The organism is Streptomyces ziwulingensis, from assembly GCF_039542605.1.
GTDB lineage: Bacteria > Actinomycetota > Actinomycetes > Streptomycetales > Streptomycetaceae > Streptomyces > Streptomyces ziwulingensis.
This window is the reverse complement of the sequence record NZ_BAABIG010000026.1, coordinates 79058-103365: the sequence shown is the minus strand read 5'-3', so window position 1 is coordinate 103365 and position 24308 is coordinate 79058. Positions and strand designations below refer to the sequence as shown.

Genomic DNA, 24308 nt, shown 5'->3' with positions numbered 1-24308 from the left:
TCGCGTGACCGGGGCCCCTCCTCGCTGTGTGCCGGTGTGTCCGGGTGGCTGTGTGCGGCGGTCAGGCCGTCTTCTGCTCGCCGGGGCCGCGGCCCCGGGAGTCCCGCGGGATGAGCGTGGGGTTGACGTTGGAGAGGACCACGTCGGCGGTGATGACGACGCGGGCGACGTCCTTGCGGGACGGGACCTCGTACATCACGCCCTGGAGGACCTCCTCCATGATGGCGCGCAGGCCGCGCGCGCCGGTCTGGCGCAGGATCGCCTGGTCGGCGATGGCCTCCAGCGCCTCCCGCTCGAAGTCCAGTTCCACACCGTCGAGTTCGAAGAGGCGCTGGTACTGCTTGACCAGCGCGTTGCGCGGCTCGACCAGGATCTGGAGCAGGGCCTCGCGGTCGAGGTTGTGCACGGAGGTGAGCACCGGCAGCCGGCCGATGAACTCGGGGATCATCCCGAACTTGACCAGGTCCTCGGGCATGACCTGCTGGAACTGGTCCTGCGACTCGCGCTCGCGCTTGGAGCGGATCTGCGCGCCGAAACCGATGCCCTTGGCGCCGGCCCGGGACTCGATGATCTTCTCCAGGCCCGCGAAGGCGCCGCCCACGATGAACAGGACGTTCGTCGTGTCGATCTGGATGAACTCCTGGTGGGGGTGTTTGCGCCCGCCCTGCGGCGGCACCGAGGCCGTGGTGCCCTCCAGGATCTTCAGCAGCGCCTGCTGGACGCCCTCGCCGCTGACGTCGCGGGTGATGGAGGGGTTCTCGCTCTTGCGCGCGACCTTGTCGATCTCATCGATGTAGATGATCCCGGTCTCGGCCTTCTTGACGTCGTAGTCGGCCGCCTGGATCAGCTTCAGCAGGATGTTCTCGACGTCCTCGCCGACGTAGCCCGCCTCGGTCAGCGCGGTCGCGTCGGCGATCGCGAACGGGACGTTGAGCATCCGGGCGAGGGTCTGGGCCAGCAGCGTCTTGCCGGAGCCGGTGGGGCCCAGCAGGAGGATGTTGGACTTCGCCAGCTCGATGGCGTCCTCGCGGCTCTGGGCGCCGCCGTTCTCACCGGCCTGGACGCGCTTGTAGTGGTTGTACACCGCGACCGAGAGCGCCTTCTTGGCGGCTTCCTGGCCGACGACGTACCCCTCGAGGAACTCGTAGATCTCGCGGGGTTTGGGAAGTTCCTCCCAGCGGACCTCGCTGGTCTCCGCCAGCTCTTCCTCGATGATCTCGTTGCAGAGATCGATGCACTCGTCGCAGATGTAGACACCGGGCCCTGCGATGAGCTTCTTGACCTGCTTCTGGCTCTTGCCGCAGAACGAGCACTTGAGCAGATCGCCGCCGTCACCGATGCGTGCCACGGTGTGCTTCCCCTTCGCCTGGGAGACTCCTGGACGTCGCCGTCCAAGCGGACTCCTGGTGCTGCCTTATGTCCGACGGTACCTTGCCGGGACCCCCGTCCGGGCCCCCCTTGGCACGGTTCGCTTTGACGTGAACCGCGCCAAACCATGCCAAGGGGCAGCAGACGTTACAGCGTCCTGCCTCAGCGGAGGGAGGAGTTGTCCATCTTCCGGGTGGTGATGATCTGGTCGATCAGACCGTAGGCGAGCGCGTCCTCGGCCGTCAGGATCTTGTCGCGCTCGATGTCCTCACGGATCTTGTCGATGTCCGTGGTGGAGTGCTTGGCCAGCATCTCCTCGAGCTGCGCGCGCATCCGCAGGATCTCGTTGGCGGCGATCTCCAGGTCGGAGACCTGACCGCGGCCCGTCTCGCTGTACGGCTGGTGGATCAGGACCCGGGCGTTGGGCAGCGCCATGCGCTTGCCGGGGGTGCCGGCGGCGAGCAGGATGGCCGCGGCGGAGGCCGCCTGGCCCATGCAGACCGTCTGGACGTCCGGCTTCACGTACTGCATCGTGTCGTAGATGGCCGTGAGGGCCGTGAAGGAACCGCCGGGGCTGTTGATGTAGATCGAGATGTCCCGGTCGGGGTCCATCGACTCCAGGCACAGGAGCTGCGCCATGACGTCGTTGGCGGAGGCGTCGTCGATCTGGACGCCGAGGAAGATCACTCGCTCCTCGAAGAGCTTCGCGTACGGGTCGTACTCACGCACGCCCTGCGAGGTGCGCTCGACGAAGCGCGGGATCACGTAGCGGGACTCGGCCGCGGGAGCGGTGTACTCGGCGCGCGTGCGGTCGTACAGGCCGCTGCCGGGGAAGTCGTTCACAGTGTCTCCTGGGAGAGGGCTGGGGCGGTCGGCTCGGGGCGCGGGGAGGGACTCAGGCGCCCGTGCCGCCGCCGCCCGGCATGCCGGCGGCCGTCGCGATGACGTCGTCGATGAGGCCGTACTCCTTGGCCTCGAAGGCGTCGAACCAGCGGTCGCGGTCCGAGTCTCGGGTGATCTGCTCCATCGTCTGACCGGTGTGCTGGGCGGTCAGCTCCGCCATGCGCTTCTTGGTGTGCAGCAGCCGCTCGGCGTGGATCTTGATGTCCGAGGCGGAACCGGCCAGGCCGGCGGAGGGCTGGTGGATCAGGATCTCGGCGTTCGGGAGCGCGAAGCGCTTGCCGGGGGTGCCCGCGCTGAGCAGGAACTGTCCCATCGAGGCCGCGAGACCCATGGCGATGGTCACCACGTCGTTCTTGATGTACTGCATGGTGTCGTAGATCGCCATGCCGGCGGTGATCGAACCGCCCGGGCTGTTGATGTACAGGTAAATGTCCTTGTCCGGGTCGGAGGCAAGGAGCAGAAGCTGTGCGGTGATCTTGTTCGCGATGTCGTCGTCGACCGGCTGGCCGAGGAAGATGATCCGCTCGCCGAGCAGCCGGTTGTAGACCTGGTCGCCGAGGCCACCACCGATGGAGGGCTCGCCGGCGGCTGAGGGCATCAGATTCGTCACGTATCCACCTGCTCGTCTTACGACGGCGCCGGGCCGTCTCACGTTTCCCTGCGGGGCTGGAGCCGTATCGGAGACTCCACTGCCCTCGTATTCATGGACCCTAACGCGCGGCCCCCTCCGGAGAATCCCTGATACGAGGCTGTTCGCCGGGGGCGTAGCGGCGGGCCCGCCCCCGGCGTCAAGACGGGAGGGCCCCGGGGTCTGCCCCGGGGCCCTCCTGAGAGCTACAAGGTGCCGTGGGCTCAGCCCTCGGTCTTCTCCTCGGCCTTGTCCTCAGCCTTGTCCGCGGCCTTGGTCCCGGCCTCGTCCTCGGCCGTGGCGTCGGTCTTCTGCTCGGCGGTGTCGGTGGGCTCGGCGGCGGCCTCGGCGGCCTCCGTCTCCTCCTCCTCGTCGTCCAGGTCGACGATCTCGCCGTTGGTGTCCTTGACCGTGGCCTTCTCGACCACGGCGGCCAGGGCCTTGCCGCGGGCGACCTCGCCGACGAGGAGCGGGACCTGGCCCTGCTCGACGATGGCCTGGGCGAACTGGTCGGGGGACATGTTGGAGGAGGCCGCGCGCCGCATGAGGTGCTCGGTGAGCTCCTCCTGGCTGACGTTGTACTCCTCCTGCTTGACCAGCGCGTCGAGGACGAACTGGGTCTTGATGCCCTTGACCGCGGCCTCGCGGGTCTCGGTCTCGAACTCCTCGGCGGTCTTGCCCTGGATCTCCAGGTACTTCTCCAGGTCCAGGCCCATCTGGCCGAGCTGGTGGTGCTCCAGGTTGTGCTTGCGGGTGTTGACCTCGTCGTCGAGAAGCTTCTCGGGGACGGGGACCTCGACCAGCTCAAGGAGCTTGTCGAGCACGCGCTCCTGGGCCTGGGTGGCCTGGTCGTACTGCTTCATGTCGGCCAGGCGCTTGCGGCTGTCGGCCTTCAGCTCGTCCAGCGTGTCGAACTCGGAGGCGAGCTGGGCGAAGTCGTCGTCCAGCTCGGGCAGCTCACGCGCGGCGACCTGGGTGACCTTGACGGTGACCTCGGCCTCCTTGCCGGCCGCCGAGCCGCCCTTCAGCTCGGAGGTGAAGGTGACCTCTCCCCCGGCCTCGACGCCCTTCACGGCGTCGTCGATCCCGTCCAGCAGCTCGCCGGAGCCGACCGTGTAGGAGACGCCGCTGGCGACGCCGTCCTCCAGCACCTCGCCGTCGACCTTGGCCTCCAGGTCGAGGGTGACGACGTCGCCCTCCTCGGCGGCGCGCTCCACCGGGGAGGTGGAGGCGAAGCGCTCACGGAGCTGCTCGACCGACTTCTCGACGTCCTCGTCGGTGACCTCGACCGTGTCCACCTCGACCTCGATGCCGGAGAAGTCCGGGATCTCGATCGACGGGCGGATGTCGACCTCGGCGGTGAAGTTCAGCGTCTCGCCGTCCTTCAGCTCCGTGATGTCGACCTCGGGCTGGCCCAGCGGGTCCACCTCGGCCTCGGTGACGGCCTCGGTGTAGAACTTCGGCAGCGCGTCGTTGACGGCCTCCTCCAGCACCGCACCGCGGCCGAACCGCTGGTCGATGACGCGGGCCGGGACCTTGCCCTTGCGGAAGCCCTTCACCGTGATCTGCTGGTTGATCTTCTTGTACGCCGCGTCGAGGCTGTCCTTGAGCTCCTCGAAGGGCACCTCGACAGTGAGCCGAACCCGGGTCGGGTTCAGGGTCTCCACGGCGCTCTTCACGGTTCGGTCTCCTTGGTGGCTGACATTCTTGGATTCTGCCGGAGCCAGAGCGGCCCGGCCGATCACACCGCCCGGAGACTGCACAGGATGAGACACACGGGCGTGCAGCTTGCATAGTAACGGCAGCGGCTGGACGGCCCAAAAGGCGATCTCCCGAGGTGACCGGCGGCGATCTTGCGACGTGGCCGCGGCCGGTCTCGCGAGGTGGCCGGCCGGGCCGGTGAAGTGTCAGAGCCTGATCGATGACTGGTCGGGGTGGCGGGATTTGAACCCACGGCCTTCCGCTCCCAAAGCGGACGCGCTACCAAGCTGCGCCACACCCCGTCTGGTGCGACACGAAGGGTACATGCCGCCGCCTCCCGAGGCGGCCTCATTCACCGGGCGACCGCACGGGTCCCGGGTCCGCGGCCACGGGGTGTGCGGCGCGGGGGGACGACCCGCTACGATGCCTTCAGTACCGCGGTCGCCGACCTGCGGTGCCTGCTGTGCGGGCGTAGCTCAATGGTAGAGCCCCAGTCTTCCAAACTGGCTACGCGGGTTCGATTCCCGTCGCCCGCTCCACACACCCCTCAGGGCCCGGTTCCTCGGAACCGGGCCCTGAGGGCGTTCTCAGAAGCTGATCGAGTTGATCGTGTCCGCTATCGAGTTCATGAAGCGGTTGATCGACGGGGCCATGCCCGTGGAGGCGAGGAAGAAGCCGAAGAGCACCGCGACGATCGCGGGGCCGGCCTTGAGGGACCCCCCTCGCAGGAGTACCACCAGGATGATCGCCAACAGCAGCACCACAGACAGTGAAATGGCCACAACTGATCACACCCTAGGTCGGTTCGCTCTCCCGGGACGCCGCCGCGCACATCCCCGCCAGGACCATCGTGCCACCAACCGGGCCCTCTCATGCGGCAGGTGACACATCGTCTGTCCCGGCCCTCCCGTCCGGGCGGACCTCCGAGGGCCTGCGGCGTCCCAACGGCCATGGCCCGCACAGCAATTCGAAGGATTACTCACACAGGAAATCCGACCGGGTTGTTTCCATGTCCACACAATGCTTTCGCAGGTATTCCGCATTGCCGCCCGGCACCCGCGGAACCCTCTCGGACGCCCGCCCCACGCCCCCTTCAGTCCGGAAGAATCACGACAAGAAGGGCGAAGCAGGGGCACAGGTGGAGCGCGGGAGGGGTGAGGGCGGCGGGTCCGTCCGGCACCGAAACCGCGGCGGATGGTGGATGGTCGCGCCCTTTTTCCGGGTCCCGTGCGGAAATGCCGCAGGGGGTTTTACGGATTCCCGCGGGCGACGCTAGGGTGCCTCAGATGTTCCCCGCTGCCTCGTCCCCCACAAGCGCGGCGCCGCTCCCCCCGGCCGAGCCTCCGGCGTCGGGAGTGCCGGGCCCGCGGTCCTCGCCGCAAGCCCGGCAGGGCGGCACACAGCGCGACGCGTTCTTCGACAACGCCAAGTACCTGGCGATCGTGCTGGTGGCCATGGGCCACTCCTGGGAGCCGCTGAAGGGCGACAGCCGCCTGCTGGAGAGCCTCTACCAGGTGGTCTACGCCTTCCACATGCCGGCGTTCATCATCATCTCCGGCTTCTTCTCGCGCGGCTTCGACCTGCGGCCGGACCGGCTGCGGCGGCTGATCACCGGCGTCGCCGTGCCGTACGTCCTGTTCGAGACCGCCTATCCGCTCTTCAAGCGGTTCGTCGACCACGACCCGCACCAGGAGATCAGCCTCCTGGACCCCTGGTACCTGACCTGGTTCCTGGTCGCCCTCTTCGTGTGGCGGCTGACCACGCCGATCTGGAAGCTGGTCCGGTGTCCGCTGCCGCTCGCGCTCGTCGTCGCCATGGCGGCGTCCGCGGCGCCGGAGATCGGCGACGACCTGGACCTCCAGCGGGTGCTGCAGTTCCTGCCGTTCTTCGTGCTGGGGCTGTCGATGAAGGCCGAGCACTTCCGGTGGGTGCGGCGGCGGTCGGTGCGGATCGCGGCGGTGCCGGTGTTCGCCGCGGCGGTCGCCGTGAGCTGGTGGGCGGTGCCGCGGATGAACACCGGGTGGTTCTACCACCGCGACGCGGCCCAGGAGCTGGGCGCGCCCTGGTGGACCGGGCCGGTGATGACGCTGGCGCTGTTCGGCTGCTCGCTGCTGCTGACCGCCTGCTTCTTCGCCTGGGTGCCGCGCCGCCACCGGTGGTTCACCGCGCTCGGCGCGGGCACGCTCTACGGCTACCTGCTGCACGGTTTCCTGATCAAGGGCGGCGACTACCTCGGCTGGTTCGACCACGACTGGCTGCGCACGCCGCTCGGCGAGGTCCTGGTGACCGTCCTCGCGGCGGTGGCCGTCACGCTGCTGTGCACCCGTCCCGTGCGGCGCGTCTTCCGGTTCGCGATGGAGCCGGGGATGGAGTGGGCCTTCAAGCGGGACGCGGCGGAACTGGCCCGCGAGCGCGAAGGCGCGGAGCCGCGGCGGGAAAGCCGGGAGGGGCGGGAGCGCCAGGAGCGCCGGCGGAAGCCCTCCGTCGAGTAGTCGCCGGGCTGGTCCCTCATGTCTCTGTCAGGCCGAGGAGTGCGCGCATCCGCGTGTACTTCTCGGCCAGTCTCGTGCGGGTCGGTCCGGCGAGGACCGCGAGGCGGGCCGGGTCGGCGTTGTGGGCCAGGTCCGCCTCCTTCACCAAGCGGGCGCCGGGCGTGGCGAGGATGCGGGCGGCGTACGCCTCGGGCGGCTCCCCCGCCCGCTTGGTGAGCGCGAGGACGATGTCCTTGGTACGGCGGCTCAGCGGGGCCCGCTCCAGCCACTCGCGGGACAGGGCGCCGTCCTCGACCGCGTCGTGCAGCCAGGCCGCCGCGAGCTGCGCGTCGTCGCCGCCCCGGCGCCGTACGCCCTCGGCGACGGCCGCCAGGTGCTCGGCGTACGGCCGTCCCGCCTTGTCGGTCTGCCCCTCGTGGGCGGCGCGGGCGGTGGCCGCCACCTCGGGCACGGTCAGCGGCGGGTCCTGGGCCACGGCGGTCAGTGTCCTCCGGCGGCCAGGGCCTGGGCGGTCGTCGGGCCCTCCCGGCAGATGAGCAGCAGCGCCCGGTCGTCATTGACGTCCTTGGCGACCGCCTCGATCAGGTGCCAGGCGGCGCCGTGGAAACCGCCGGCGACATAGCGGTCGGCCTCGCCGGTGAGGCGGTCGATGCCCTCGACGATGTCCCGTTCGGAGGTCTCCACCAGGCCGTCGGTGAACAGCATCAGCACGTCTCCGGCCCGCAGCGAGCCCTTCACCGGGTCGAACTGGGCCCCGTCGTACACGCCGAGCAGCGGGCCCTCGGCGGCCTTCTCCTCCCAGCGGCCGGTACCGGCGCTGAGCTGGAGACCGGGCGGGTGGCCGGCGGAGTACAGCTCGTAGTCGCCGGAGTCGAGGTCCAGGACGAGGTGGATGGAGGTGGCGAAGCCCTCGTCCCAGTCCTGGCGCAGGAGGTAGCCGTTGGCGGCCGTCAGGAAGGCGTGCGGGGGCAGGCTGCCGAGCAGGCCGCCGAACGCGCCGGAGAGCAGCAGGGCGCGCGAGGCGGCGTCCATGCCCTTGCCGGAGACGTCGGTGAGGACGACCTCCAGGGTCCGGCCGCCGCTGGTACGGGCCGCGACCACGAAGTCGCCGGAGAAGGACTGGCCGCCCGCCGGGCGCAGCGCCATCTCGCGGTGCCAGCCCGGCGGCAGGCCGGGCAGCTTGCTCTGGACGCGGATGCGTTCGCGCAGGTCGAAGAGCATGGTGCCGCCGCGCCGCCAGGGCACGCCGACCCGGCTGCGGAACTGGGCGATCAGCAGCCCGAAGAATCCGCAGGCGGCGACCACCAGGACGACGCCCGGGGTGACCCGGGAGGGGCCCTCGGTGTAGGGGCCGAGCTGGACGGACTCCACGATCAGCGCGGTGGCGGCGGCCGCGTACAGCCCGAGCAGGCTGGCCGGGCGGAGCAGCAGGCCGCCGGCGACGATCGGCAGGACCAGCGCGGCCGGTGCGATCCAGACCGAGTTGACCATGGTGGTGGCCGCGATGACCGGGACGGTCAGCAGCAGACCGGCCAGGGCGATCCAGTCGGAGCCGTCGCCGCGGAAGTAGTCGACGGCGGATCTGCGCAGGCCGACGCGGGCCCGGTGCCACTGCTTCTTGCACCGGGCCGGGAACGTGTCGGCTTCCGCGCGCCGCTGTCGTCCTGCTGCCATCGTTCGGGACCCTATCCATCGGAGCGGCCGCTCGGTACGGGAGGTCCCGCTTGTCCCCCGTCCGATACTCGACTTCACAGTGAACTCCACTGAAAGCCGTCGCGCGGCCACCCGGGAGAAATTCCCTGGCTCGTCCCGCATTGCACTGGTAGGCATAGTCCATGGGCACTGACGGCACGGACGGCACCGGCCTCGCCACCGAGGTGCGAGTACTGCGGCGGGACGAGTGGGACATCTGGTACGACACCCTGGTCCGGGCCTTCGGCGGGGTGCCGGAACCGGCCGAGGAGCGGGAGCTGTTCCGCTCCCTGACCGAGTGCGACCGGTCGATCGGGGTCTGGGACGGGGACGCCTGCGTCGGGACGGCGGGGGCGTTCGGCTTCCGGCTGTCCGTGCCGGGCGGCGCGGTGGTCCCGGTCGCCGGGGTGACGATGGTCGGGGTCGCCCCCACCCACCGGCGGCGGGGCGTGCTGACCGCCATGATGCGGCGGCAGTTGGACGACGTCCGCTCCTGGGGCGAGCCGCTGGCGGTGCTGACCGCCTCGGAGCCGGCGATCTACGGCCGGTTCGGCTACGGCGCGGCGACCGTCCAGGTGAACGCCGAGATCGACACCGGCCGGGTACGGCTCTCCGTCCCCGCCGGCACGGACGGCGTGGCGCTGCGGTACGCCGACCCGGCGGCCGTCCTCGACGTGTGCGAGGCGGTGTACGCGCGGCTGGTGCCCGAGCGGGCGGGGATGCTGGAGCGGCGGCCGGGCTGGGAGCGGCTGGGGCTGCTGGACCCGGAGAGCCGCCGGGACGGGGCGTCGCCGCTGCAGTGCGTCGTCGCCTCCCGGGACGGCGAGGTCACGGGGTACGCGCGGTTCCGGGTACGGCCGCGGTGGGGGCCGGGCGGCCCGGACGGCGAGGTGGTGCTCCAGGACCTGGACGCGGTGGACGCGGTGACGCGGGCGGCGCTGTGGCGTTTCCTGTTCGACATCGACCTGACGTCGCGGGTGACGGCGCGGGGGCGCCCGGCCGACGAGGCGTGGCTGTACCAGGTGTCGGATCCGCGGCGGTGCGCGCCGCGGCTGCGGGACACGCTGTTCGCGCGGCTGGTGGACGTCGGGGCCGCGCTGTCGGCCCGGACGTATCAGGCGCCGGTGGACGTGGTGTTCGAGGTCGAGGACGCCTTCTGCCCGTGGAACGCGGGGCGTTGGCGGCTGTCCGGGGACGCCAAGGGGGCGTCCTGCACGCCCACCTCGGACCCGGCGGACCTCGCGCTGTCCGTACGGGAGTTGGGCGCGGCCTATCTCGGTGGCGTGTCGCTGGCCGCGCTGGGTGCGGCGGGGCGGGTGCGGGAGGTGCGGCGGGGCGCGCTGGCACCGGCGTCGGTGGGGTTCGCCTCGACGGTGGCGCCGTGGCTGCCGCACGGCTTCTGACGCCGGGGCCGGAGGGGGCCGGGGCCCGGCTTCTGACGCCGGGGCCCGGCGGAGGCCGGGTGCGGTCAGGTGCGGGGTGCGGTCAGGTGCGCTGGCAGGCGGGGCACCAGAAGAGGTTGCGGGCGGCGAGGTCGGCGGTGCGGACCGGGCCGCCGCACAGGTGGCAGGGGAGGTTGGCCCGGCGGTAGACGTAGACCTCGCCGCCGTGGTCGTCGACGCGGGGCGGGCGGCCCATCGCCTCGGGGGTGTGTTCGGGGCGGACGGTGTCGATGCGGTTGTTCCGCACGCCCTCGCGCATCAGGGCGACCAGGTCCCGCCAGATCGCGTCCCACTCGGCGCGGGTGAGGTCCCGGCCGGGGCGGTACGGGTCGATGCCGTGCCGGAAGAGGACCTCGGCGCGGTAGACGTTGCCGACGCCGGCGATGACCTTCTGGTCCATGAGCAGGGCGGCGATCGTGGTACGGCTGCGGGAGATCCGGCGGTACGCGGCGGCCGGGTCGGCGTCCGCGCGCAGCGGGTCGGGGCCGAGGCGGGCGTGGATCGCGTCCTTCTCGGCGGGGGTGATCAGCGCGCAGGTGGTGGGGCCGCGCAGATCGACGTGGGCGGCGGTGTTGAGCAGCCGCAGGCGCACGGTGTCGGTGGGCGGCGGCGCGGGGGCCGGGCCGAGGGCGACCTTGCCGAACAGGCCGAGGTGGATGTGGACCCAGGACTCGGCGGACCCGGGGGAGCCGAGGAATCCGAGGAACAGGTGTTTGCCGTGTGCCTCGGTGTCGGTCAGCTCCGTGCCGTCCAGGAGCGCGGCGGCGTCCGAGAACTTGCCCTGCGGGCTGGTCACACGGACGGTCGTGCCGGTGAAGGCGGCGGCGTAGTCCTGGGCCAGCCGGTGGATCGTGTGCCCCTCCGGCACGGCGCTGCTTCCTTTCGGACCTGCTCCCGTTTCTTTCCCTGACCCGCTCCCGCCCGGCGCCGATCCCGGCCGGGGGCGGGAGCCGGGCCGGTGGGCGGGCGCCGCGGAAGTACGGGGTGCTACTGCTGCGGGTGGTGCGCCGGGATCGGCGGCAGGTCGCCCGTGGTCTCGTACCCGGTCAGCATGTCGATGCGGCGCTGGTGCCGCTCGTCACCGGAGAACGGGGTGGCGAGGAAGGTCTCGACGAACTTCGTCGCCTCCTCGGAGGAGTGCATCCGCGCGCCGACGGCGACGACGTTGGCGTTGTTGTGCTGCCGGCCGAGCGAGGCGGTCTCCTCGCTCCAGGCCAGGGCCGCGCGGACGCCCTTCACCTTGTTCGCCGCGATCTGCTCGCCGTTGCCGGAGCCGCCGATCACGATGCCGAGGGCGCCCTCGTCCGCGGCGGTCCGCTCGGCGGCGCGCAGGCAGAAGGGCGGGTAGTCGTCCTGGGCGTCGTAGAGGTGGGGGCCACAGTCCACGACCTCGTGGCCCGCGGCCTTCAGCCACTCGACGAGGTGGTTCTTGAGTTCGTAGCCCGCATGGTCGGAGCCGAGATACACGCGCATGGGTCGAGTGTGACACGCGTGCCAGGGGGCAGCATCGTCGGGTGTCGGGTCGAAAGAGTGAGCGGGGCCGTTGAAGCTCAGGTAAAGCCGGGGTAACGATCCGGAATCACAGGTTCCTCATCTCGTCGGCCTCCGTTTCACTGGTCCGACTCGTACGCCGTCCGTACGGGAGCAGTCCCCCGGCGCAAAGGAAATCCACCCCATGACCTCGCAGCCGACCCTCACCCCGGCCGACAACGACCCCGCGCACCCCGGAGAACCCGGGTCCGGTCTCCAGGCCGGGCTCAAGAGCCGCCATCTGTCGATGATCGCGATCGGCGGTGTCATCGGCGCCGGTCTCTTCGTGGGCTCCAGCACCGGTATCGCCACCGCGGGCCCCGGCATCCTGCTGTCGTACGCGCTCGTCGGCACGCTGGTCGTGCTGGTGATGCGGATGCTGGGCGAGATGTCCGCGGCCCATCCGACCTCCGGGTCGTTCTCCGCCCACGCCGACCGGGCGCTCGGGCACTGGGCCGGGTTCTCGATCGGCTGGCTGTACTGGTTCTTCTGGGTGGTGGTGCTGGCGGTCGAGGCGACCGCGGGCGCGAAGATCCTGGAGGGGTGGATCCCGGCCGTGCCGCAGTGGGGCTGGGCGCTGATCGTGATGCTGGTGCTGACCGCGACCAACCTCGTCTCGGTCGGCTCCTACGGCGAGTTCGAGTTCTGGTTCGCCGGGATCAAGGTCGTCGCGATCGCCGCGTTCATCGTGATCGGCGGGCTGGCCGTCTTCGGCGTGCTGCCCGGTGTCGACAGCGAGCAGGCGGGGCTCTCCAACCTGACGGAACACGGCGGTTTCCTGCCCCACGGGCCCGGGGCGGTCCTCACCGGCGTGCTGCTGGTCGTCTTCTCCTTCATGGGCAGCGAGATCCCGACGCTGGCCGCCGGTGAGTCCGAGGACCCGCAGCGGGCCGTCACCAAGGCGACCAACAGCATCATCTGGCGTATCGCCGTCTTCTACCTCGGCTCGATCTTCGTCGTGGTCGCGCTGCTGCCGTGGGACTCGCGATCGATCGTCGACAAGGGCTCCTACGTCGCCGCGCTCGACTCGCTCGGCATCCCCGATGCCGGTCAGATCATGAACTTCATCGTGCTGACGTCCGTACTGTCCTGTCTCAACTCCGGGCTGTACACGGCCTCCCGGATGGCGTTCTCGCTCGGCCTGCGCGGGGACGCGCCCCAGGCGTTCGCCCGTACGACCCGGCGGGGTGTGCCGCGCACGGCGATCCTGGTCTCGGTCGTCTTCGGCTTCGTCGCGGTCTTCTTCAACTACGAGTTCCCGGACTCGGTCTTCCTCTTCCTCGTCAACTCCTCCGGGGCGGTGGCGCTCTTCGTCTGGCTGGTGATCTGCTTCTCGCAGTTGCGGATGCGGAAGATCATCCAGGCCGAGGCGCCGGAGCGGCTGGTGGTACGGATGTGGCTGTACCCGTATCTGACCTGGCTCGCCGCCGCGGTGATCGTCTTCGTGCTGGGCTACATGCTGACCGACACGGAGCACGACGGGCGGACGACCGTGCTGTTGTCGCTGCTGGTCGCGGCGGTCGTGCTGGTCGTCGCGTTCGCCCGGGAGCGGTTCGGGCGCGGGCGCCGGGTCCGCGACTGACGGGGGTTGCCCGCGCACCCGCGCACAGAGGCCCGTCACCCCAGTCCTGGACGGCTGGGGTGACGGGCCTCGCTGTGCGGTGGGCGCTTCCGGGTCAGCGCTTGACGAGCTTCCAGGCGGTGGGCAGCACGCCCATCGCGAGGGCGGCCTTGACCGCGTCGCCGATCAGGAACGGGGTGAGGCCGGCCGCGACCGCGGCGGAGAGGGACATGTCGGCGGCCAGCGCCAGGTAGGGCACGCCGACGGCGTAGATGATCGCCTCGCCCAGCAGCATCGTGCCGGCCGTGCGCCAGGTGGAGCGGTCGGCGCCGCGGCGGGCGAGGGAGCCCACGGCCACGGCGGCGAGCAGCATGCCGAGGACGTAGCCGAAGGAGACGGTGAGGCCGGAGCCGCCCGCCGCGAACCACGGCAGGCCGGCCAGGCCCGCCAGCGCGTACAGCGCGAGGGCGAACACGCCGCGCCGGGCGCCGAGGGTGGTGCCGACGAGCAGCGCGGCGAAGGTCTGGCCGGTCACCGGCACCGGGGAGCCCGGCACGGGCACGGCGAGCTGGGCCGCGAGCCCGGTGAGGGCGGCGCCGCCGACGACGAGCGCGGCGTCCCGGACACGGGAGGCGGGGAGCAGGTCGGCGAGTACCTGGCCGGGACGGGCGAGGGCGGTGGCGGTGCTCATGGGGACTCCGCGGGTGGTGTGGGCAGGTCGGGACACCGTGACGCTATACCGGGGGGCGGGCGCGGATCACCGTCGGCGCCCGACAAAGGCGGGATCGGAGCCTTGGTGGGCTTCGGACAACGACAGCGGCTCAGAGCTACGAACGTGACACCGGTCACGGAGGTGGCGTGGTGTGTCCCACCCGGGTGGCGGGCGGCCGGGCTGTGGGTTCCCTCCAACGAAGTAACCGGAATATCACCCTCCGGAAGTTTGGAGTCCGCATACTGGGCGGTCACCCCTCCCGAGCTGCGCGGACGCCCAGACTGTGGTCGTTTTTGCCCCCTCGCAGCAAGGGACGGGCCGCGCCCATGCCCCGCACCACCACCGAGACACCGCCGGAGGCCGACGGCGTCTCGCTGTCCCACGGACTCAAGCAGCGCCACCTGTCGATGATCGCCCTCGGCGGGGTGATCGGCGCCGGGCTCTTCGTCGGGTCCGGCGCGGGCATCGCCGCCCGCGCCGTCCGCCCGCGACACCCTGGTCGGGGCGCGCCCAGCCACCCGTCGCCGGTAACTCTTGCTGCTAGCGTGCAGTTGCAAGTAAATTGCAATAAGGCGACAAGGCTCCGAGGGGATCCGCCATGCCCGTCTACACGCTTCCTGACCTGCCGTACGACTACTCCGCGCTGGCACCCGTGATCAGCCCCGAGATCATCGAGCTGCATCACGACAAGCACCACGCGGCCTACGTGAAGGGCGCCAACGACACGCTGGAGCAGCTCGCGGAGGCGCGGGACAAGGAGCGGTGGGGGTCGATCAACGGGCTGGAGAAGAACCTGGGCTTCCACCTGTCCGGGCACATCCTGCACTCGATCTACTGGCAGAACATGACCGGTGACGGCGGCGGGGAGCCGCTGGCCGCCGACGGTGTCGGGGAGCTCGCCGACGCGATCGCCGAGTCCTTCGGGTCCTTCGCCGGTTTCCGGGCGCAGCTCACCAAGGCCGCCGCGACCACGCAGGGCTCCGGCTGGGGCGTCCTCGCTCACGAGCCGCTGAGCGGCCGGCTGATCGTCGAACAGGTCTACGACCACCAGGGCAACGTCGGCCAGGGATCGGTCCCGATCCTGGTCTTCGACGCCTGGGAGCACGCCTTCTACCTCCAGTACAAGAACCAGAAGGTCGACTTCATCGACGCCATGTGGGCGGTCGTCAACTGGCAGGACGTGGCCCGCCGTTACGAGGCCGCCCGCTCGCGCGCCGACGTACTGCTGCTGGCGCCCTGACCCGCGCACCCGCAGCACCCGCAGCACCCGCACAGACGTCCTGCCTCGTGATCGTCTTCTCACCCTTCGCGACGGCAGGCGGAAGAAGGGGAACCCCCGCGAGGACGTGACTCGCGGGGGTTTCCTGTGTGCGCCCCCGGGCCCCGCGGGGGTGGTGTTCCGGGATCGGACCCGTGTGAGGGATTGACGGTCCGTCGCGCCGCGCCCAATGTCCGTAGGACGAGTGCGAGTGCGCGTACGGCGTGATCGAGGAGCCACCCCCTCCGGACGGGAGACCCCCTGCGATGACCGATCCCTTACGTGTCGTGGCGGCCGGCGACGACGTCGTCCCGCCGTCGCTGATCGCCCACGCGGTCGGCGACGAACTGCGCGGACGGCCCGTGGAGCTGCGCGAGCTGACCCCGGCCGCCGACGCCGAGGACGAGCTGATCGAGGCGCTGGCGGGGGCGGAGGTCCTGATCACGCGCGGCGCCCCGGTCACCGAACGCCTCCTGGACGCCTGCCCGGATTTGCGGCTGGTCGTGGTCTGCCGGGGCGGCCCGGTCGACGTCGACCTGGACGCGGCCAAGCGGCGTGACGTCAGGGTCTGCCGGACCCCCGGCAGCGAGGCCGCCGCCACCGCCGAGTACACCCTCGGCCTGATGCTGTCGGCGCTGCGCCGCATCCCGCAGGCGCACGAGCTGCTCACCCGGCGGGGCGGCGGCTGGGAGGACGCGGCCCGGCACGCCCGCGAGCACGGCGGGCTGGAACTGGAGGACCTGCCCGTCGGCGTGGTCGGGCACGGGACCGTCGGCAGCCGGGTGGCCCGGGTGCTGTGCGCGTTCGGCGCCCAGGTGATGGTCTACGACCCGTACGCGCGCGCAGAGATCCACGGGCTGCGGGTGCCCCGGCTCGACGACCTGCTGGCCCGCTCCCGGGTGCTCAGCCTGCACGCCCGGCTCGCACCCGGCGCCCCGGGGCTGATCGGCGCCCGCGAGCTGGCGCTGCTGCCGCGCGGCGCGGTGGTGGTGAACACGGCCCAGGGGAGACTGCTGGACGAGGAGGCGCTGTGCGACGCGCTGGAGGACGGGCAGGTGTCGGCGGCGGCGCTGGACGCCCACGCGCGTGAACCGCTCCCCGAGGCGTCGCGGCTGCGCCGCCTCACCGACCGGGTGGTGCTCACCCCGCACCTGGGCGGGACCTCGCGGGCGGTGGCCGAGAAGGCGGCCCGCACGGCCGCGCAGGAGGTCGGACGCTGGGTGCGCGGGCAGCCGCCGGCGCACTGCCTGACCTGACCTGAGCTGAGGGCCGCGGCACCGCGGTCCACCGAGGAGGGGTTCATGATCCGCAGGGCCTGCCGGACCTGCCGCACCATGCAGGACTTCGTCAAGCTCACCGAGGAGGAGCGAGCGGCGGTGCGGGCGGAGCGGGGTCGGCGGCACTACGTGCACGACCTGTGGCGCTGCACCGCCGAGGGCTGCGCGTGGTACCAGCCCTATCTGCACACGGACGGCGGCGGCCTGCTGCCGGAGAGGTTCCGCCGGCAGGCCGCCACCGCCGAGGGATGAGGACCCAGGGGTGAGAGCCCAGGAGCGAGGGCCCAGGAATGAGGGCCGGTGAGGGCCCAGGAATGAGGGCCGGTGAGGGCCCAGGGGGGTGCCGGGGGCCGGGGCTACAGGTTGCTGAAGTCCGGGCCCTTGGTGCGGGTGCGCTTGATCTCGTAGAAGCCGGGGACGGAGGCGACCGCGAGGGTGCCGTCCCAGAGGCGGGCGGCCTCCTCGCCCTTCGGGGCGGGGGTGACGACCGGGCCGAAGAAGGCGATCTGCTCGCCGTCGGCGCCGGGGACGGCGATGACCGGGGTGCCGACCTCCTGGCCGACCTTGTCGATGCCCTCCTTGTGGGAGGCGCGGAGCTGCGGCTCGTAGGGGGTGCCGTCCCAGTGGTCGAGGAGGGACTCGGGCAGGCCGGCGTCCTTCAGCGCGGCGGCGGTCGCCTCCTTGGTCGGGCCCTCGCCCTGGTTGTGGAAGCGGGTGCCGAGCGCGGTGTAGAGGTCGCCGAGCACCTCGGCGCCGTGCTCCTCCCGCGCGGCGATGACGACGCGGACCGGGCCCCACGCCTTGGTCGTGAGCAGCTCGCGGTAGCTCTCGGACAGGTCGTCGAGCTTGTCCTCGTTGAGCACGGCGAGGCTCATCACGTGCCAGCGCACCTCGATGTCGCGGACCTTCTCGACCTCCAGGACCCAGCGGGAGGTCATCCAGGCCCAGGGGCACAGTGGGTCGAACCAGAAGTCGACGGGGGTCTTCTCCGACATGTCTCTCCTCGTACGGAACCGGTCAGCGGGCGATCTCCCGCACAACGCCGGGGGTGCCCGCGCCCATTCCCGGCTGTCCGCCGTCAGGGGCGCGTGGGAAGATCGGTGCGGTCCACATCGTGAACACCTGCCGCTTGACCACATGCCGAGGGAGTACCGCCCGTGCCCGGTGAGAATCTGTCCCGTGACGAGGCCCGGGAGCGGGCCGCGCTGCTGTCCGTCGACGGGTACGAGGTGTCGCTCGACGTGCGGTCGGCCGTCGGCGACCTCGCGGCGGCCGGGAACGGCGCCGCCACCGGTCCGCGCACCTTCCGGTCGGTGACGACGCTCCGCTTCCGCTGTGCGGAGCCCGGGGCGAGCAGCTTCGCGGACCTGATCGCGCCGCGCGTGACCGCCGTCTCCCTCAACGGCCGCGACCTCGACCCGAGCGAGGTCTTCGACGGCTCCCGGATCCTCCTGGAGGACCTGGCCGCCGAGAACGAGCTGGTGGTGGACGCGCAGTGCGCCTACTCCCGCACCGGCGAGGGCCTGCACCGCTTCGTCGACCCGGAGGACGGCGAGGTCTACCTCTACACCCAGTACGAGCCGGCCGACGCGCGCCGCGTCTTCGCGGGCTTTGAGCAGCCGGACCTCAAGGCGCCGTTCCGCTTCGAGGTGCGGGCGCCCGCGGAGTGGACGGTCTGGTCCAACGGCACCGGCGAGTTCGCCGACGGGGTGTGGCGGTTCGAGGAGACGAAGCCGATCTCGACGTACATCACCTGTGTCGTCGCGGGTCCGTACCACTACGTGACGGATTCCTACGAGCGGACCTTCGAGGACGGCACACGGCTGGAGATCCCGCTCGGCGCGCTCTGCCGCAAGGGTCTGGCGCCGCACTTCGACGCCGAGGACGTCTTCCTGATCACCAAGCAGGGCCTGGACTTCTTCCACGACCACTTCGACTATCCGTACCCGTTCGGGAAGTACGACCAGGCGTTCGTGCCCGAGTACAACCTCGGGGCGATGGAGAACCCGGGTCTGGTCACCTTCCGGGAGGAGTTCATCTTCCGGGGCAAGGTGACGCGCGCGTCGTACGAGAGCCGCGCCAACGTGATCCTGCACGAGATGGCGCACATGTGGTTCGGGGACCTGGTCACCATGGAGTGGTGGGACGACCTGTGGCTCAAGGAGTCCTTCGCGGACTTCATGGGCGCCTTCTCACTGGTGGGCGCGACCCGGTTCACCGACGGCTGGATCACCTTCGCCAACCGCCGCAAGGCGTGGGCCTACCGCGCCGACCAGCTCCCCTCCACCCACCCCGTCACCGCCGACATCCGCGACCTCCAGGACGCCAAGCTCAACTTCGACGGCATCACGTACGCCAAGGGCGCCTCGGTGCTCAAGCAGCTCGTGGCGTACGTCGGCCAGGACGCGTTCCTGGAGGGTGCCCGCCACTACTTCAAGCGGCACGCGTACGGCAACACGCGCCTCGGCGACCTGCTGTCGGCGCTGGAGGAGACCAGCGGGCGGGACCTGGCCGCCTGGTCGCGGTCCTGGCTCCAGACTGCGGGCGTCAACTCGCTCACCCCGCAGACGCTGCTCAGCACCGACGGCCGGATCGACGAGCTGGCGGTGGTGCAGGAGGCCCCGGAGTCGCACCCCGACCTGCGCCCGCACCGGGTGGCGGTCGGCCTGTACCGCCGCTCGCCGTCGGGGGCGCTGGAGCGGTACGCGCGCGCCGAGCTGGACGTCGCCGGTCCGCGCACGGTGGTCACCGAACTGGCGGGTGAGCAGGCGCCGGAGCTGGTACTCGTCAACGACGACGACCTCACCTACTGCAAGATCCGCTTCGACGAGACCTCGCTGGCCACGCTGCGGGCCTCGCTCGGCCACCTCTCCGATCCGCTGGCGCGGGCCCTGTGCTGGTCGGCGCTGTGGAACATGACGCGGGACGCGCTGCTGCCGGCCCGGGACTTCGTGGACCTGGTACTGCGGTTCGCGGGGCGCGAGTCGGACATCGGCGTGCTGCAGATGCTGCACGCCTGGGTGGACTCGGCGGTCACCCACTACGCGGCGCCCGACTGGCGTGGGACGGGCGCGCGGCTGCTCGCCGAGGGCGCGCTGCGTGAACTGCGGGCGGCGGAGCCGGGCGGTGAGCACCAGCTCGCGTGGGCCCGGTTCCTGGCGGCGACGGCCACCACCGAGGGTGACCTCGCGCTGCTGCGGGGGCTGCTGGCCGGCACCGAGAAGGTCGACGGGCTCGACGTGGACCAGGAGCTGCGCTGGGTGTTCCTGGAGCCGCTGGCCGCGCACGGGGTCGCGGACGAGGCGGCGCTCGCCGCCGAACTGGCCCGCGACGACACCGCTTCCGGCAAGCGCCACCAGGTCCGCTGCCTGGCCTCCCGCCCGTCGGCGGCGGTCAAGGCGCAGGCGTGGGCGCAGGTGGTGGAGTCCGACGCGCTCTCCAACGCCCTGGTCGAGGCGACCATCGCGGGCTTCGCGCAGCCCGCGCAGCGCGAGCTGACCGCGCCGTACACCGAGAAGTACTTCGCCGCGATCGAGCGGGTGTGGACCGAGCGGTCCATCCAGATCGGCATGGACGTGGTCCGGGGCCTGTTCCCGGGGCTCCAGGACTCGCCCGCCACGCTGGAGGCGACCGACGCGTGGCTGTCGGCGCACGAGGACGCCGCGCCCGCCCTGCGCCGCCTGGTGCTGGAGGCGCGGGACGACCTGGCCAGGGCGCTGCGCGGCCAGGAGTGCGACGCCGGTAGGTAAATATGCAGATAGCAGGGTAAGGGTGCATCCACTCCGGGAAGCCCGGCAAGGGACGCCCTTGTCCGCATTTGTCGACAGCTCCGTAACAAGGGTTCAAGAACGGTTCGGACACGGGAACCTGCGGGACATGAACCACAACACCCCGCTGTCCCCCCGCCCGCTGCACCACCTCGCCGAGGGCCGCCGCCGCGTGCTGACCGCCGCTCAGCTCCGCGCGCACGGTGTCACGGCCGCGCAGGCCAACGAGCGCTGCCGGCCCGGCGGCCCCTGGCAGCAGTTCCTGCCCGGTGTCGTCCTGCTCCACCCGGGCCCGCCGTCCAGCCAGGAGCGGCTGCAGGCCGTGCTGCTGTACGCCTCACGGGAGCGGACGACGGGCGTCCCGGCCCAGCCCGCGGGGGACGAGGAGAGCGGTCCGCGGGAGCCGGAGGCGATGATCACCGGGCTGGCCGCGCTGACCCTGCACGGCTTCACCGCCACTCCCCCGCTGGCGTCCCTGAACATGATCGACGTGCTGGTGCCGCGGACCCGCCGGCTGCGCTCGGCCGGCTGCGCGCGGATCGTGCGCGGCGCCGACCTGCCGCGGCCCGAGCAGCTCACCGGGGTGCCGGTGGCGCCGGTCGCCCGCGCCCTCGCGGACGCGGCGGCGGCCCTGACCGACGCGGCGGCCGTACTCCGGCTGCTGACCGAGGCGGTCCGCGGCGGCCACTGCGAACCGGCGGCGGTGGTACGGGAACTCAACCGGGCCCGGCTGCTGACCCTCCCGCACGTCGTGGACGCGGTGGACTCGCTGGTCGCCGAGGGCCGGGCACTGGCCGAGGAGCGCCTGTACCGCTTGGTCCGGGAGCAGGGCCTGCCCGACCCGGTCTGGAACGTCGACCTGCGTCTGCCGGACGGCTCCCGCCTCGGCGGCCTGGACGCCTACTGGCCCGAGCACGCGGTCGCCGTGGAACTGGACACCCGCGCCCACCGCCGCGACGACGCGCTCTGGTCGGAGTACGCCCGCAAACGGGAGCATCTGGAGCACCTCGGCATCACCGTCGTCCACCTCACCCCGAGGAAGCTGCGGGACTCGCCCGAGCAGCAGGCGACGGTGGTCCGCACGGCACTGAGGGCGTCGACGGACCGGGAAGCGGAGGTTCACGTGGTGGTCCTGCCCCGGTAGGCCGCGCACTCACCCGGCGACCGGCCCTGCCGGTGCCCATCACGCCCGTACCTGTCTCAGCCCTTCTTGAGGACCAGTTCCGTGTTGCGGTCCCCCGCCTCGCCCGCCAGGTCCGTGCGGGCGCCGGGGGCGTTGAGGGACAGCTCGCGGTAGAGGGCGGCGAGGCCGGTCTGCGAGAGGTCGGTGAAGTCCGTGCGGGACGGCGCGGAGGACTCGACGAGCGTGGTGAACAGGGAGAGCGTGCCGTCCTTGTTGTCGGCCACCTCGATGACCCGGGCGAGCTGGGGGTGGTCGACGTGGGAGGCGGTGGAGATCTCCCAGAAGGAGTGGTCGCCTGAGCCCCTGTGGGGGGTGATGGCGTTGCGGTGGATGTGGCCGTTGACCCAGGCCAGGACGTTGCGGTGGGCGCCCAGTACGGCGAGGACGTCGTCGCCGTCGTGGCGGCGTTCGCCGGGGCGGGCCGGGTCGGGGCGGGTGTTGTCCATCGTCTTGCTGGTGTGGTGGCTGAAGACCAGGGCGTAGGAGTCCGCGTTCTCCCGCAGTGTCCGTTCCAGCCAGCGCAGTTGTGCCGCGCCGACCGAGCCCTCGTAGTGGCCGCCGGGGTCGGTGGTGTCGAGGCTGATGCCGAGGACGTCGTCGGCGATGCGGAAGCTGTAGTACTGGGTGCCGGCGTCGACGTTGGCGGTGGAGTAGCCGTGGCCGACCGGGCCGGCGCCGAGGTGGGCCGGGTCGAGGTGGGCCTTGAGGTACTCGGCGGGCGTGAACGGGGCGCGGTTCTCGTCCGGGGTGACCGCGCGCATGTCGCGGCTGTGGGCCCGGAGGAACTCGCGGTACTGGGTGCCCCGGGGGTCCGCGTCCTTCTTGAGGGCGTTCTGGAGCCTCGCGGCCTCGGCGGCGGGCAGCTCCATCAGTTTGCGGCCGCCGACGGCCAGCTCGGTGAGGTAGGAGTCGCCGTGGGAGGCGTAACAGCCCAGCGGCATCGCGTCGTGGTTGCCGACCGTCGAGTACCAGGGCAGGTTGAGGCCGGGGCTGCGCACCTCGCGGATCGCGGCGGCGAGGAACCCCTCCAGGTGCGGGAAGCCGAGCCGCTTGTCGGCGTCGCTCGTGGCCGCGTCGGGCTGCCAGTACTGCTTCAGACCGCTGTTCTGGACGCCCTCGTAGTGGCGCGGGTCGCCGGAGTTGGGGCTGATCCGCCCGCCGCTCATGACCTTCAGGAACCACTCCAGCTCGGTGCGGGAGTTGTTGTCGGTGTTGTCGCCGGTGGTCATGGCGAAGTGCAGCGGGGCGCCGGTGACGGGGGCGCCGCGCAGCGCGTTGACCCGCTCCACGAGCGCGGTCGCGCCCTGCACGGTCAGCGCCTCCTGGGGCCGCCAGGCGTGGATGTCGGTGGAGCGCAGGTACTCCAGGCGCAGCGGGTGCTGGGTGTCGATCAGGTGCAGGTCGGTGAGCTGGACGAAGGCGGCGAGCGCGGTACGGCGTCCGGCCCGGCCGGTCTTGGCGGCGGCCAGCTCGCCGCGGACCACGCGCTGCCAGCCGGGGCCCTCGCCGAGCCGCCGGTAACCGGAGCCCGAGCCGGGGGTGGCGACCGCGGCCAGGGTGGTGCCGCGGGTGTAGGGGGCGAGGGGCGCGGCCGGGGCCCGGCGGGAGGAGGCGAGGGCCGCTCCCTCCGCGTCGGCGGCGACGGCCGGCGTGGCCCTGGCCTCCTCGGGCCGCAGGGCGTAGCCGACGCCTCCGGCGAGGGCCACCGCCCCGGTGGCGGCGAGCATGGTGCGGCGGTGGACACCCGGCGTGGAGCCGGTGACTGAGCGTATGCGCGGCATGCGCTTCTCTCCCCGAGTGCGAACGCGTCGGCGTGGCGGCGGGCGATCGCATCCGCGAGCATCCGCTCTCACCGGAATCGTTGGCACCGGGGATGACCTGCGCATGAACGGGGTGGCAACGGGCCACGCCCATCACCGTACGTGGATCACGCACCACCCTGCGCGCCCGCCACCGCTCCTCGCCCCGCCGGGAGCCGGTCGCTCCGCGTTCACTTTCCGGGGTAGTACCCCCGCCCTCGACGGGGTGTGGGTCCGCGGTGGCGCCCCCTGTCAGGGTGTCGGCCGGCCCGACGGCGGGCGTTCGCGCCACAGCCGCAGCGCGGTGTCGACCAGCGGCACCCGGGTCAGGCCGGGCACGGCGGCGAGGGCGTGCCAGGCGGCCAGGTCGGTGGAGCCGCCGACCTCGGGGCGGAGGTCACCGCCGACGACGCGGCCCTCGTAGACGAGCCGCACCCCGTGCTGGTCGACGCGGCGGCCGAACCGCCCGGGGAAGGTGTGGCGGGAGGAGTCCACGCCCAGCAGGCCGCTCAGTTCGACGCGGTAGCCGGTCTCCTCGGCCACCTCCCGCACGGCCGTGTCGTGGGGGTCCTCGCCGTGCTCCATGCCGCCGCCCGGCAGCACCCACTCGGGCACCCCGCCGGGACCCGGCGACCGGGCCAGCAGGAGCATTCCGTCGCGCACGCACACGGCGTAGGCCGCCACCCTGAGTTTCTCTCGCACGCCGGGACGTTAGCCCGGCCGGCCCCCGGACCGCGCCCCGTCGGCGCCCGCCCGGCAGAGAGTGCGGGAATGTCATGTCCCGCACCCTTGTGTCCCCGGTGGCGTATGGCGGAAGTACGCCATGGCCCGATCTCGCCCCGGACAACTCTCCCCAAACGGCGACGTCTTGCGTAAAGCTGAGCGGTCGTCCGGGATCGCATTCCGGACTTCCTCGGCCAGGGCCGGTCGGTCCCGGTCGCTCACCTTCGTCCCCGCATCGCCCGCACCGTCAAGGGATGCCGAAACCTGCAAGG

At 71.7% G+C, this 24308-nt stretch carries 21 protein-coding genes, 2 tRNA genes and 1 pseudogene; 10 read left to right on the top strand and 14 right to left on the bottom strand.

The annotated features are described in order from the left end of the window. Positions 1–61 precede the first annotated feature (61 nt). The 5 genes from clpX to ABEB00_RS16125 form a co-directional block, all read right to left on the bottom strand. Positions 62–1348: an ATP-dependent Clp protease ATP-binding subunit ClpX gene (gene clpX, locus ABEB00_RS16145; protein ID WP_345620351.1), complete on the bottom strand. Its 1287-nt coding sequence runs from the start codon at positions 1346–1348 to the stop codon at positions 62–64. Between the two features lie 182 nt (positions 1349–1530). Further along, positions 1531–2211 carry an ATP-dependent Clp protease proteolytic subunit gene (locus ABEB00_RS16140; RefSeq protein ID WP_345620350.1) on the bottom strand — a complete coding sequence of 227 codons (681 nt, stop codon included), beginning with the start codon at positions 2209–2211 and terminating at the stop codon, positions 1531–1533. A 52-nt stretch (positions 2212–2263) separates the two neighbouring features. Beyond that, the gene (locus ABEB00_RS16135; RefSeq protein WP_345620481.1) at positions 2264–2869 is read right to left on the bottom strand and encodes an ATP-dependent Clp protease proteolytic subunit; all 606 of its coding nucleotides are present in this window, start codon (positions 2867–2869) and stop codon (positions 2264–2266) included. Between the two features lie 254 nt (positions 2870–3123). Next, entirely contained in the window at positions 3124–4578 is a 1455-nt protein-coding gene (gene tig / locus ABEB00_RS16130; RefSeq protein ID WP_345620349.1) for a trigger factor, read from the bottom strand. A gap of 247 nt (positions 4579–4825) precedes the next feature. After that, a tRNA-Pro gene (locus ABEB00_RS16125) sits at positions 4826–4902 on the bottom strand. Between the two features lie 163 nt (positions 4903–5065). Between ABEB00_RS16125 and ABEB00_RS16120 the strand changes: the two genes are divergently transcribed. Further along, positions 5066–5139, top strand: a tRNA-Gly gene (locus ABEB00_RS16120). 48 nt (positions 5140–5187) lie between these two features. Here the strand turns inward: ABEB00_RS16120 and ABEB00_RS16115 are convergent. After that, positions 5188–5382: a hypothetical protein gene (locus ABEB00_RS16115; RefSeq protein ID WP_345620348.1), complete on the bottom strand. Its 195-nt coding sequence runs from the start codon at positions 5380–5382 to the stop codon at positions 5188–5190. Positions 5383–5886: 504 nt separating this feature from the next. On the opposite strand from ABEB00_RS16115, the gene ABEB00_RS16110 reads away from it, so the two are divergent. Continuing rightward, entirely contained in the window at positions 5887–7092 is a 1206-nt protein-coding gene (locus ABEB00_RS16110) for an acyltransferase family protein (protein ID WP_425586502.1), read from the top strand. 16 nt (positions 7093–7108) lie between these two features. Here the strand turns inward: ABEB00_RS16110 and ABEB00_RS16105 are convergent, their stop codons facing one another. Next, complete coding sequence (locus tag ABEB00_RS16105; RefSeq protein WP_345620345.1) at positions 7109–7567, bottom strand: HD domain-containing protein; 459 nt, start codon at positions 7565–7567, stop codon at positions 7109–7111. Between the two features lie 5 nt (positions 7568–7572). Further along, positions 7573–8766, bottom strand: coding sequence for a PP2C family protein-serine/threonine phosphatase (locus ABEB00_RS16100; RefSeq protein ID WP_345620344.1), 1194 nt, complete (start codon positions 8764–8766; stop codon positions 7573–7575). A 161-nt stretch (positions 8767–8927) separates the two neighbouring features. Between ABEB00_RS16100 and ABEB00_RS16095 the strand changes: the two genes are divergently transcribed. Beyond that, entirely contained in the window at positions 8928–10187 is a 1260-nt protein-coding gene (locus ABEB00_RS16095; protein WP_345620343.1) for a GNAT family N-acetyltransferase, read from the top strand. Between the two features lie 82 nt (positions 10188–10269). Here the strand turns inward: ABEB00_RS16095 and ABEB00_RS16090 are convergent, their stop codons facing one another. Together ABEB00_RS16090 and ABEB00_RS16085 are read right to left on the bottom strand one after the other, a co-directional pair. Continuing rightward, positions 10270–11094 (bottom strand): Fpg/Nei family DNA glycosylase, encoded by an 825-nt coding sequence (locus ABEB00_RS16090; RefSeq protein WP_345620341.1) that lies wholly within the window; start codon positions 11092–11094, stop codon positions 10270–10272. 119 nt (positions 11095–11213) lie between these two features. Further along, positions 11214–11699 (bottom strand): ribose-5-phosphate isomerase, encoded by a 486-nt coding sequence (locus ABEB00_RS16085; protein WP_345620340.1) that lies wholly within the window; start codon positions 11697–11699, stop codon positions 11214–11216. A gap of 202 nt (positions 11700–11901) precedes the next feature. Here ABEB00_RS16085 and ABEB00_RS16080 point away from each other — a divergent pair, with 202 nt between their 5' ends. Beyond that, positions 11902–13338: an amino acid permease gene (locus ABEB00_RS16080; RefSeq protein WP_345620338.1), complete on the top strand. Its 1437-nt coding sequence runs from the start codon at positions 11902–11904 to the stop codon at positions 13336–13338. Positions 13339–13432: 94 nt separating this feature from the next. Here ABEB00_RS16080 and ABEB00_RS16075 read toward each other — a convergent pair whose 3' ends face one another. Continuing rightward, positions 13433–14008, bottom strand: coding sequence for a biotin transporter BioY (locus tag ABEB00_RS16075; protein ID WP_345620336.1), 576 nt, complete (start codon positions 14006–14008; stop codon positions 13433–13435). A gap of 347 nt (positions 14009–14355) precedes the next feature. On the opposite strand from ABEB00_RS16075, the pseudogene ABEB00_RS16070 reads away from it, so the two are divergent. The 4 genes and pseudogenes from ABEB00_RS16070 to ABEB00_RS16055 all read left to right on the top strand — a co-directional run. Further along, positions 14356–14502, top strand: a pseudogene (locus ABEB00_RS16070) (amino acid transporter); the annotation flags it as partial. A gap of 125 nt (positions 14503–14627) precedes the next feature. Then, complete coding sequence (locus ABEB00_RS16065; RefSeq protein WP_345620335.1) at positions 14628–15269, top strand: superoxide dismutase; 642 nt, start codon at positions 14628–14630, stop codon at positions 15267–15269. Between the two features lie 284 nt (positions 15270–15553). Then, entirely contained in the window at positions 15554–16543 is a 990-nt protein-coding gene (locus tag ABEB00_RS16060; RefSeq protein WP_345620333.1) for an NAD(P)-dependent oxidoreductase, read from the top strand. A 45-nt stretch (positions 16544–16588) separates the two neighbouring features. Next, positions 16589–16816 carry a hypothetical protein gene (locus tag ABEB00_RS16055; RefSeq protein WP_345620332.1) on the top strand — a complete coding sequence of 76 codons (228 nt, stop codon included), beginning with the start codon at positions 16589–16591 and terminating at the stop codon, positions 16814–16816. Positions 16817–16920: 104 nt separating this feature from the next. Here ABEB00_RS16055 and ABEB00_RS16050 read toward each other — a convergent pair whose 3' ends face one another. Then, the gene (locus ABEB00_RS16050; RefSeq protein WP_345620331.1) at positions 16921–17559 is read right to left on the bottom strand and encodes a mycothiol-dependent nitroreductase Rv2466c family protein; all 639 of its coding nucleotides are present in this window, start codon (positions 17557–17559) and stop codon (positions 16921–16923) included. A gap of 162 nt (positions 17560–17721) precedes the next feature. Between ABEB00_RS16050 and pepN the strand changes: the two genes are divergently transcribed. Beyond that, positions 17722–20313, top strand: coding sequence for an aminopeptidase N (gene pepN, locus ABEB00_RS16045; protein WP_345620329.1), 2592 nt, complete (start codon positions 17722–17724; stop codon positions 20311–20313). 127 nt (positions 20314–20440) lie between these two features. Further along, the gene (locus ABEB00_RS16040; protein ID WP_345620328.1) at positions 20441–21475 is read left to right on the top strand and encodes a hypothetical protein; all 1035 of its coding nucleotides are present in this window, start codon (positions 20441–20443) and stop codon (positions 21473–21475) included. Positions 21476–21531: 56 nt separating this feature from the next. On the opposite strand, the gene ABEB00_RS16035 is transcribed toward ABEB00_RS16040, so the two are convergent. After that, positions 21532–23295, bottom strand: coding sequence for a TIGR03767 family metallophosphoesterase (locus tag ABEB00_RS16035; protein WP_345620327.1), 1764 nt, complete (start codon positions 23293–23295; stop codon positions 21532–21534). Positions 23296–23565: 270 nt separating this feature from the next. After that, positions 23566–24015 (bottom strand): NUDIX hydrolase, encoded by a 450-nt coding sequence (locus tag ABEB00_RS16030; RefSeq protein ID WP_345620326.1) that lies wholly within the window; start codon positions 24013–24015, stop codon positions 23566–23568. Between the last annotated feature and the right edge of the window lie 293 nt (positions 24016–24308).